The following is a 9,885-nucleotide window of genomic DNA, read 5'->3' on the forward strand; positions in this document are numbered from 1 at the left end:
CCCCCGTCACATGCGGCTCAAGGACGCCGTTGCGTACAGGACGTCCCTGATCGCCGTCGCGTCGCCCAGGCGGCCCGCCGCGGCCTCGCGGGGCGGTACGTGGCCCGCGGCCAGCCGGCAGAACTCGACGCCGTCCAGCGCGATGTGCGCCACCTCGTGCTCCGCGGAGCCCTTCGCCGCGGGGGAGTCGAGCGGGATCAGCCAGTCCCCGCCGCCCGACCCCTCGATCTCCAGCCGCAGACTGCGCCCCGGCTCCCCGGCGGGTACGAGATGCCGCCCCTGCGTCGGCGTCGCCAGCCCCGCCTGCCGCCGCGCCGCGAGCACCGTCGGCAGCGTCCGCGCCGCCAGGTCGATCATGCGGTGCAGATCGCGCGGCGACGGCGGCGCGTACGGATAGTCCACCGCCACGGCGATGTCCTCCGCGTGCACCCAGCACTCGAACGCCCGGTCCACCATCGCGTCCTGCAACGGCAGTTGGAAGTCACCGTAGGAGACCGGCCGCATCGCCGTACCGCGGTCGCTCCCCGCGAAGGCCACCGTGCGCACCAGGTCGTGGCTCTGCTCCCGCCAGGGACCCCGCACCGCCCGGGTGGGCGGCCCGTGCGAGGCGCCCCAGTACGCCTCGGTGCGCGCGGCCGGAGACCCGGCGGCGCGGCCCGCGTGGTCGCCCAGCGGGTCGTCGAGCCCGAGGGCGACCGCGACGAGCCCGTCCACGGACAGCAGGTGCGCGATGACCCCGGCGACGGTGGTGCGGCGGCTCGCCATGTCCTCGTCCTCGAACCAGCGCAGCCGCACCGGCGTGTGCCAGTCGCTGTCGCGGATGTCCTGGAGGAGGGCGTCGAGGCGGGCGGTCTCGGCGTCGTAGGGACCGGCCCAGTCCGGCACGGGGATGCGCGGCGGGCGCCGGTCGAGGCAGCTGTCCAGGACGCGGGTGCGCAGCCCCGGGTCCAGGTCGAGGCTCTCCGGCCGGTGCAGCAGCCCGACGGCCTCGCGCAGCCGCCGCGCCTCGTCCGCGCAGGGCCCGCAGTCGCCCAGATGGTCCTCGACGGCCGCGGTCTCCTCCGCGGAGCAGGCGGCGAGCGCCCACGCGCCCAGCAGGGACGTCAGCACCGGGTGCTCCCACTCGCGCGGCGGGGGAGGGGCCGCGGCCTCGCCCAGCTCCGCGAGCGGCGGCAGGGGCCGCCCGCTGTCCTCGACGGAGGCACGGGGCAGCGGGATCCAGGGCGCGGGACGGCCACCCCGCGCCGCACCCGACCCACCAAGCCCACCCGAACCACCAAGCCCACCCGGCACGCCACCGGCCCCGGCGTCGGACCCGGCCCCGGACCCGAATCCGGAGTCGGACCCGGACCCGGACCCGGACCCGGCATCCGCCCCGAATCCGGAGCCGGACCCGCCCGGCCCGCCGGGGGCGCAGAACCCGCCCGGTCCGTCAGGGCCGTCGTGGGCGGCGGTGCCGTCGTTGGTGCCGTCGGTGTCGGCCGCGTCGGTGGTGCCGTCGCCGTCCCCGGGGTCCGGTGCGCCCGTCGGGTCCGGCGCGTCCGGGGTGTCGGCGGCCGGGTTCCCGGTGGGGCCGTGCCCGCGCTGGCGGCCCACCGTCGGCTCAGGCCCGCCCTGGTCGTGGCCGTTCTCCTCGCCTCCCCCTTCGTCGCCCCCGTCGTACGCCTCGAAGCGGTTCGCGCCGCTCGGGGGCGTCATGCCGCGCCGCCGAATTCCGGCGGGTCGGCTATGTCGTGGGCGGTGGAGAGGAGCTGGAGGCCCAGACGGAGCCTGCGCCGGGCCTCGTCCTCCGTGACGCCGAGGTCGGCGGCGGTCTGCCGGTAGTCGCGGCGCTGGAAGTAGGCCAGGTCCAGCGCGTCGCGCAGCGGGGTGGGCATCGCCGTCACGATGTAGTCGGCGCGGGCCGCCACCGAGGCGCTGCGCAGCCGGTGCTCCAGGTCCTCGGCGGAGCCGCCGGGCGCGCGGGCGAGGGTGGCCGTCTCCTGGGCGCGCAGCCGCTCCACCGCGGAGCGCTGGGCGAGTGCGGCGAGCCAGGTGCGCAGGGAGCCCTCTCTGGGGTCGTAGGCGTCGGGGTGTTCCCAGACGTGGGCGAAGACGTCCCGGGTGATCCCGTCGGCGGCCCGCTCGTCGTCGAGGACGCGGTGGGCGAGGCCGTGGACCAGGGACGCGTACCGGTCGTACAGCTCACCGAGGGCCGCGGCCTCGCCCCGCGCGAGCCGCTGCTGCATCCTGCGGTCCCAGCGGGGCGACGCTTCCTTCTTGACCACGCGGTCACCTCACCCCTCGTCGTGCCCGTGGCGGCCGCATGCGCTGTGGCCCGGCCGGACCGGGTCCGCCGCCGTCGTCTTCCCGAATGTAGTCCGCGCTCCTGACCGCGCACGCCCCTTTGTGGCAATGCGCGCCCCCTGAGAGGCCACAGGTGATATGTGGCCTTACTCACTACCTTGTGCGGGAGCGCAGCGCCTCTTTGATCAGTTGTGTAGGAGTGTCTGCCCAGTTCTTGGCAGAAGCTGTCCGGTTCTCGATCGAACAGGATTGAAGACGACGAAAACAAGCCTCTTCGGTTCGGCTTCCGTTTCCTTGCCGGTGTTTCAGGGAACGGCCGCTGGGCAGCCGCGCTGCAAGGAAGCGTGGGAGAGGCTTCCGGATCGTGGGGGCCCGGCGAGTGAAGGGCATGGAGTGGCGTTCAAAGTGACCGGCGACGAGCAGGGCGATTGGACCGTGCTCCAGGTGTCGGGCGAACTCGACCTGGTGACGTCACCGGCCCTGCGCCAGCGGGTCCACGACGCGGTGGCCGACGGCCGGCACGGTCTCGTCCTGGACCTCTCCGAGGTCTTCTTCTGCGATTCGAGCGGGGTCGGCGTGCTGATCGCCTCCCGCCGGCTGATCCGCTCCTGCCAGGGCCGGCTGCGGCTGATCCTGCCCGCCCGGGGCGCCGACGACGGCTCGCACGTCAACCGGGTGCTGGGCGCGCTGGGCGTGCGCCGCCTCTTCGACGTGTACCCCGACCTGGAGGCGGCCCTCTCCGAGGAGGCCGACCCGCTGTCGGCCTGATCACGACCCCCCGCCGCGCCCCCGCGCACGGCCCGGCCGGGAGGCCGTCCGGTCCTTCCCGGTCGCTTCCGATCCCACCCGGTCCCCGGAAATTCCCCAGTCCTGGTACAAGCGCGGCTTTCCCCCTGCCCGCGCGGGCGGTACGTCGTACGCTCCACGCAGGTGAACCCGACATGACGTGAGGCGGTCCGAGAAGACATGGTCAGCAGCGAGTACGAGCGCAGGATCGCCGCCCGGTTCGCCACCTTCGACCAGGACGGCAACGGCACCATCGACCGCGAGGACTTCAGCGGCGCGGCCAAGGCGCTGCTCGCCGAGTTCGGTGTCACCGCCCGCTCCGACCGGGGCCAGGCGCTGTACGCGGGCGCGGAGGCGTTCTGGCAGGGCATGGCGGGCATCGCCGATCGGGACGGCGACCAGCGCATCACGCGCGAGGAGTTCGTCACCGGCGCGGTCAAGCGGCTGCGCGACAACCCGGAGCGGTTCGCGGAGATCGCCCGCCCCTTCCTGCACGCGGCGCTCGCCGTCGCCGCCCCGGACCCCGACGCCCACCCGACGGTCACGGACACCGCCCGGGTGCTGCGGGTCTTCCACGTGCCCGAGGAGGTCGCCCGCACCGCGGCCACCGCCCTGGACACCGACGGCGACGGCCGGGTCGCCGAACCCGAGGTCGTCTCCGCGTTCGCGCGCTACTTCACCGTCCCCGAGTAGCGCTCCCGCAGCCGGTGCTTGAGCACCTTGCGCAGGGTGTCGTTGCGCGGCAGCGCGGCGACCACCTCCAGGCGCTCGGGCAGCTTGTGCGGCGACAGGCCCGCCGCGCGCAGATGGGCGACGGCCTCCTCCAGGGTCAACGCCGGTGCCCCCGGCGGCTGTTCGACCACCGCGCAGACCAGTTCACCGCGCTCCGCGTCCGGCAGCCCGACCACCGCGACGTCGCCGACCGCCGGGTGCGCGGCGAGCAGGTCCTCGATCTCCTTCGCGGAGATGTTCTCGCCCTTGCGGATGATGACGTCCTTGATCCGGCCGGTGAGCACCAGGTGCCCGGACGGGGTGAGGCGGCCCAGGTCGCCGGTGCGCAGGAAGCCGTCCGCGTCGAAGGCGGCCGCGGTCTGCGCCGGGTCCAGGTAGCCCTGGCACACCGCCTCGCCGCGCAGCCTGACCTCGCCGTCCACGATCCGTATCGCCATGCCCCGCGGCGGCCGCCCCTCGGTGGTGGCGAGGTTCTCGGCGGTGTCGTCAGGGGAGCCCATGGTGATCATCGGCACCTCGGTCATGCCGTAGCCGTGGGTGAGCTGGACGCCCATCTCGCGGACCACGGCGTGGTAGACCTCGGGCGGCTTGGGCGCGCCGCCGCCCGCCAGCAGCCGCAGCGTCGGGATCAGCCGCCGGCCGGGCGCGGCGCGCTGCTCGGCGAGGAACATCGAGTAGAACGCCGTCGAGCCGCCCGCCACCGTCACCCCGTGCCGCCGGTAGCCCGCCAGCGACCCCGGCAGCGCGAAGTGCTCGAACATCACCGCGGGGAAGCCGTACAGCAGCAGCATCACCGTGTAGTCGGGGCCCGCGATGTGGGCGTAGGGGAACGCCATCGAGCCGACGTCCGACGCCGTCAGGCCGAGCGCGTGGGCCAGGCACGAGCCGCCCGCGATCAGTGAACGGTCGGTGTGCAGCACGCCCTTGGGGTCGGACGTCGTCCCCGAGGTCCAGTATATCCAGCGGACGGCGGTGCCGGAGGCGGGCGGCGGCGGCAGCAGCGCGGGGTCGCCGTCGGGCAGGTCCCGGTCGCGGTACGCCTCGAAGACGCCCCTGGCGCCCAGACGCCGGGCCATCGCGCGGTGGTCGAAGCCCCGCCAGGTGCCCGGCACGGCGAAGTACTCGGCCTTCGACTCCCGCAGCGCGAAGCCGACTTCGCGGTCCCGGTAGAACGGGATGACCGGTGACTGGACGGCGCCCAGCCGGGCCAGCGCGAAGGAGAGCAGCGCCGTCTCGATCCTCGTGGGCAGTTGCCAGGCGACCACCGTGCCGGGGCGCACGCCCATGTCGTAGAGGCCCGCCGCGACCCGCTCGGCCCGCGCGCGCAGGGCGCCGAAGGTGAGGACCCGCTCGTCCTGGAGCAGGACCGGGCGGTCGGGGGTGAGGTCGGCGCGGCGGGCGAGCAGGTCCCACAGGGTGCGGGCGGTGCTGAGCGCGCGGGCGGTTTCGGTCACGGCGGCGGCCCCCAGTAGCTGACGTTCCGTCAGATCGTGCGGAGAGCGTAGAGCCGGGCGCCTTGTCGGTCCAGAGGCGGGGCACTAGCCTGCTGGCGACGGTACATCTGACGGTCCATCAGATCTGGACCGCGGCACAGGAAGTGGGGACCATGACCGAACTGCCCCGCATCATCAGCGTCGACGACCACGTGATCGAACCCCCGCACCTCTTCGAGACCTGGCTGCCCGCCAGGTACCGCGAGCGCGGCCCGCGACCGCTCACCGCGGGGATCGGCGAACTCGCCTACGTGGCGGGCAAGTACCGGATCACCATGGACCCCGACGGACCGCCCACCGACTGGTGGATCTACGAGGACCTCCAGTTCCCGTACAAGCGCAACATCGCCGCCGTCGGCTTCGACCGGGACGACATGACCCTGGAGGGCATCACCCGGGCGGAGATGCGGCGCGGCTGCTGGGACCCGAAGGAACGGCTGCGGGACATGGACCTCAACCACGTCGAGGGCTCCCTGTGCTTCCCCACCTTCCCGCGCTTCTGCGGCCAGACCTTCGCCGAGGCCCGCGACAAGGAGGTCGCCCTCGCCTGCGTGCGCGCCTACAACGACTGGATGGTCGAGGAGTGGTGCGGGGACAGCGACGGACGCCTCATCCCGCTCTGCCTGATCCCGCTCTGGGACGTCCCCCTGGCCGTCGCCGAGATCCACCGCAACGCCGCGCGCGGGGTGCGGGCCGTGACCTTCTCCGAGATCCCCACCCACCTCGGGCTGCCGTCCATCCACTCCGGCCACTGGGACCCGTTCTTCGCCGCCTGCCAGGAGACCGGCACCTCCGTCAACATGCACATCGGCTCCAGCTCCCAGATGCCCGCCGCCTCCCCCGACGCGCCGCCCGCCGTCCAGGCCTCGCTCTCCTTCAACAACGCGATGGCCTCGATGATGGACTTCCTCTTCAGCGGCGTCCTGGTGCGCTTCCCGCGGCTGCGGCTCGCCTACTCCGAGGGCCAGATGGGCTGGATCCCCTACGCCCTGGAACGCGCCGACGACGTCTGGGAGGAGCACCGGGCCTGGGGCGGGGTCCGCGACATCGTCCCCGAGCCGCCGTCCTCGTACTACTACCGGCAGATGTTCTGCTGCTTCTTCCGCGACAAGCACGGGGTGGCCTCGCTCGACGTCGTCGGCCGCGACAACGCCACCTTCGAGACCGACTACCCGCACGTCGACTCGACCTTCCCGCACACCAGAGAGGTCGCCCTCGACCACGTGAAGGGCCTCGACGACGAGACCGTCTTCAAGCTCATGCGCGGCAACGCGATCCGGCTGCTCGAACTGGACCACCCCAGGTACCGCTGATGGACCTGTCCCACACGCCCGAGGACGAGGAGTTCCGGGCCCGGCTGCGCGCGTGGCTCGCGACGGCGCTGCCCGTCCTGCCGCCCCCGCCCGACCCGGCCGACTGGCCCGCCCGCCGCGCCCGCGACCTCGGCTGGCAGCGCGCCCTGTACGACGCGGGCTACGGCGAGCTGCACTGGGACGCCTCGCCGACCACCCGCCTGATCTTCCTGGAGGAGACCGAGGCGGCCGGTGCGCCCTACGTCGGCGCCAACTTCGTCGGACTGCTGCACGCCGGACCCACCATCGCCGCCGAGGGCACCGACGGGCAGCGGCGGCGGTGGCTGCCGCCGATCCTGCGCGGCGAGGAGGTCTGGTGCCAGGGCTTCAGCGAACCGGGCGCGGGCTCCGACCTCGCCTCGCTGCGCACCCGCGCCCGCCGCGACGGCGACCACTACGTCGTGGACGGCTCGAAGATCTGGACCTCGCACGCCGAAGTCGCCGACTGGTGCGAGCTGTTGGTGCGCACCGACCCCGACGCCCCGCGGCACCGGGGCATCAGCTGGCTGGCGATGCCGATGGACGCGCCCGGCGTCACCGTACGGCCGCTGCGCACCCTCGCCGGATCGGCCGAGTTCGCCGAGGTGTTCCTCGACGGGGTGCGGATCCCGGTCGCGAACCGGGTCGGCGCCGAGAACGACGGCTGGCGGGTGACGATGGTGACGCTCTCCTTCGAGCGCGGCACCGCCTTCGTCGGCGAGGTGGTCGCCTGCCGCCGGGTGCTGCGCGAACTGGCCGCCGCCGCCCGGCGCGACGGCCGCTGGGACGACGCGGTGCTGCGGCGCAGGCTCGGCAGGCTCAACGCCGAGTTCCTCGCGCTGTGGCGGCTGACCCAGTGGAACGTCAGCGAGGCCGCGGCCGGCGGAGGCGTCCCCGGCGTCGGCGGCTCCGTCTTCAAGCTCCGCTACTCGCACGCCCGCCAGGACCTCTACGACGCCGCCGCCGACGTGCTGGGCCCCGGCGCCCTCGACCTCGACAGCCCGTGGGTCCTCGACCGCCTCTCCTCGCTCTCCTACACGATCGCCGCGGGCACCTCCCAGATCCAGCGCACCATCGTCGCCGAACGCATGCTCGGGCTGCCCAGAGGGAGATGAGATGCGCTTCCAACTGACCGAGGACCAGACCGCGTTGCGCCGCGCCACCCGCGACCTGCTGGAGCGGCGGTTCGGCGAGCGGGAGCGGCGCGCGGCCGCCGGCGGGGGCAGCCTCGACCGGGCCCTGTGGCGGACGCTCGGGGACGCCGGGTTCTTCGCCCTGTGCCTGCCCGAGCGGGACGGCGGTGTCGGACTCGGGTTCCCGGAGGCCGTGTTGGTGTTCGAGGAGGCCGGGCGGGCGCTGCTCACCGGCCCGTTGATCGCCACCCTGCGCGCGGCGGGCGAGGTGCCGGGCGCGGCGAGCGGGGAGACCGTCGTCGCGGCGGCCGACGGGTGGACGGTGGAGTGGCTGGCCGCGGCCGACGTGGCGCGTCCTGACACCGCGGACGCCGTCGCCGTCCGGTCGGTCGATCCGCTGACCCCGCTGCACCGGGTGGCGCGCGCGGCCCGGGTCGACCCGGTCGCCGTGCTGCTCACCGCGGCCGAACAACTGGGCACCGCCGTCCGTGTGTGCGAGCTGGCCGTGCAACACGCCCGGACCCGTGAGCAGTTCGGGCGGCCGATCGGTGCCTTCCAGGCCGTCCAGCACCTGTGCGCGGGGCTCCTGGTGCGGGCCGAGACCGCCCGCGCGGCCGTCTACGCGGCGGCCGTCACCGGCGCGCGGACGGACATCGCGGCGGCCCGGCTGCTCGCCGACGAGGCCGCCGTGGACGGCGCCCGCGACTGCCTCCAGGTGCACGGCGGCATGGGTTTCACCTGGGAGTCCGAGGTGCATCTGCATCTGAAGCGGGCGTGGGTGCGGGCCGGGCGCGGGGGCGGCGGGGCCGCCGCCGAGGAGGCGCTGGCCGCGGCGCTGACCGCCTGAACGGCCGCCGCCCGCACGGCCCGCGCGGGCCCCGTGGATCATGTCGCCGATCGTGGCGGGAGGGGACTACGCAGCGTTGATCCCGGGCCGGTGCGGGCGGACGACCCGTCACCGCCCGGAGTCGGGCCGTCGCTCCGGTACCTTGGGGGAGATGCGAGTGGTCCCGAGCGCGAACGGAACCGGTGCGGCCCCCGGGGCGACGCCGGACCGGGCGGTGTGCGCCGGTGCTCGCGGGGCGGTCGGGCCCTCGGCCCCCGCCTGTTCGACTCCTCCTGGCGAGCGTCGCACAGTATGCCGCACGGGTACTCCTTCGCGCGGGAATATGCCCGAAGCGCTTGTTGGGGTGACTGTACGTCAACGATGCTGTCTCGCAAGGAATTCACGTTCCGTGACCCTTGCCCTGGCTGTTGTTCTGGCCATGCAGAAAATGGCTACGATCGTGGCCCTCGACGCGGCGAGTGCGCGGCGTGAGGTCATGTGTCCGCCGGTTCGGATGGTGTGAGCGGTGCAGGTGCTTCAAGTGCAACTGGAGATCCGGCCCGACCCCGCCGAGGTGGGGCGAGCCCGTCGGTGGGCCCGCTCGCGTCTCGCCGGGTGCGGGATAGCGGCCGACGAACCGCTCGCCGAGACGCTGGTGCTGCTCGTCTCCGAACTGGTCACCAACGCCGTCGTGCACACCGGCCGTCCGGCCGTGCTGCGGCTGTCGCTCGACGGTGCCGCGGCGGAGTCGGCGACCGTCCGCCTGGAGGTCACCGACACCAGCGCCCGCGCGCCGGTGCCGCGCTGCGTGGGCGGCGAGGCGACGGGCGGCCGGGGCCTGGCCCTCGTCGACGGGCTCGCCGACCGCTGGGGCTGGAGCGCGGAGGGCGCGGGCAAGCGCATCTGGTGCGAACTGGACCGGCACGGCGCCCGCCGCCGGGCGGCGCGCTGCGGCGGACTCCCCGGCTACGAGGGCCTGTCGCTGCTGGACGGCATCTCCGTCTGACCCGCGCGCCCCGTGGCCGCCCGCCCGGTGCCCCCTCGGGCCGCCCCGCCGCGCGCCCGTCGTGCTTCCGTGCGCGCCCGTCGTGATGCGGGACCGGGTGACAAACCGGCGAACGGCTGTTGACGCCTCGTGACCGGCTGATCACGCTGGTGTTCAGCGATTCGCCGCGAGGGGACGGCGAGGGCCCCGGTGACGGGGGCCCTCGGCGAGCGTGGGTCGTGAATCGGCGCGGGACCCCGCGCGGTCGGCGGGGCCGGGGACGGGTGCGCCGAACCGGACGGCGGCGCGCGGT

9 protein-coding genes are annotated in these 9,885 nt (G+C 74.4%); 6 read left to right on the top strand and 3 right to left on the bottom strand.

Features of this window, described 5'->3' with window-relative positions; translation table 11 throughout:
* Window positions 1–6 precede the first annotated feature (6 nt).
* Together GA0115242_RS02210 and GA0115242_RS02215 are read right to left on the bottom strand one after the other, a co-directional pair.
* Window positions 7–1,293 (bottom strand): maleylpyruvate isomerase N-terminal domain-containing protein, encoded by a 1,287-nt coding sequence (locus GA0115242_RS02210; protein ID WP_256089349.1) that lies wholly within the window; start codon window positions 1,291–1,293, stop codon window positions 7–9.
* Window positions 1,294–1,694: 401 nt separating this feature from the next.
* Entirely contained in the window at window positions 1,695–2,267 is a 573-nt protein-coding gene (locus tag GA0115242_RS02215) for a sigma-70 family RNA polymerase sigma factor (RefSeq protein ID WP_093823907.1), read from the bottom strand.
* A gap of 412 nt (window positions 2,268–2,679) precedes the next feature.
* Between GA0115242_RS02215 and GA0115242_RS02220 the strand changes: the two genes are divergently transcribed.
* On the top strand, window positions 2,680–3,054 hold the full coding sequence (locus GA0115242_RS02220; protein ID WP_093823908.1) for an STAS domain-containing protein: 375 nt from the start codon (window positions 2,680–2,682) through the stop codon (window positions 3,052–3,054).
* Between the two features lie 198 nt (window positions 3,055–3,252).
* Window positions 3,253–3,765, top strand: coding sequence for an EF-hand domain-containing protein (locus GA0115242_RS02225; RefSeq protein WP_093823910.1), 513 nt, complete (start codon window positions 3,253–3,255; stop codon window positions 3,763–3,765).
* Here the strand turns inward: GA0115242_RS02225 and GA0115242_RS02230 are convergent.
* The gene (locus tag GA0115242_RS02230; protein WP_093823912.1) at window positions 3,744–5,258 is read right to left on the bottom strand and encodes a class I adenylate-forming enzyme family protein; all 1,515 of its coding nucleotides are present in this window, start codon (window positions 5,256–5,258) and stop codon (window positions 3,744–3,746) included. The two genes, GA0115242_RS02225 and GA0115242_RS02230, sit on opposite strands and share 22 nt — an antisense overlap.
* Before the next feature lie 152 nt (window positions 5,259–5,410).
* Here GA0115242_RS02230 and GA0115242_RS02235 point away from each other — a divergent pair, with 152 nt between their 5' ends.
* The 4 genes from GA0115242_RS02235 (at window position 5,411) to GA0115242_RS02255 (ending at window position 9,593) form a co-directional block, all read left to right on the top strand.
* Window positions 5,411–6,610, top strand: coding sequence for an amidohydrolase family protein (locus GA0115242_RS02235; protein ID WP_093823914.1), 1,200 nt, complete (start codon window positions 5,411–5,413; stop codon window positions 6,608–6,610).
* The gene (locus tag GA0115242_RS02240) at window positions 6,610–7,743 is read left to right on the top strand and encodes an acyl-CoA dehydrogenase family protein (RefSeq protein WP_093823916.1); all 1,134 of its coding nucleotides are present in this window, start codon (window positions 6,610–6,612) and stop codon (window positions 7,741–7,743) included. The genes GA0115242_RS02235 and GA0115242_RS02240 overlap by 1 nt, the downstream gene beginning before the upstream one ends.
* A gap of 1 nt (window position 7,744) precedes the next feature.
* Window positions 7,745–8,608: an acyl-CoA dehydrogenase gene (locus tag GA0115242_RS02245; RefSeq protein WP_093823918.1), complete on the top strand. Its 864-nt coding sequence runs from the start codon at window positions 7,745–7,747 to the stop codon at window positions 8,606–8,608.
* A 520-nt stretch (window positions 8,609–9,128) separates the two neighbouring features.
* Complete coding sequence (locus GA0115242_RS02255) at window positions 9,129–9,593, top strand: ATP-binding protein (RefSeq protein WP_161352961.1); 465 nt, start codon at window positions 9,129–9,131, stop codon at window positions 9,591–9,593.
* The last annotated feature ends 292 nt before the right edge of the window (window positions 9,594–9,885 follow it).

Source organism: Streptomyces sp. SolWspMP-5a-2 (assembly GCF_900091845.1).
Taxonomy (GTDB): Bacteria; Actinomycetota; Actinomycetes; order Streptomycetales; family Streptomycetaceae; genus Streptomyces; species Streptomyces doudnae.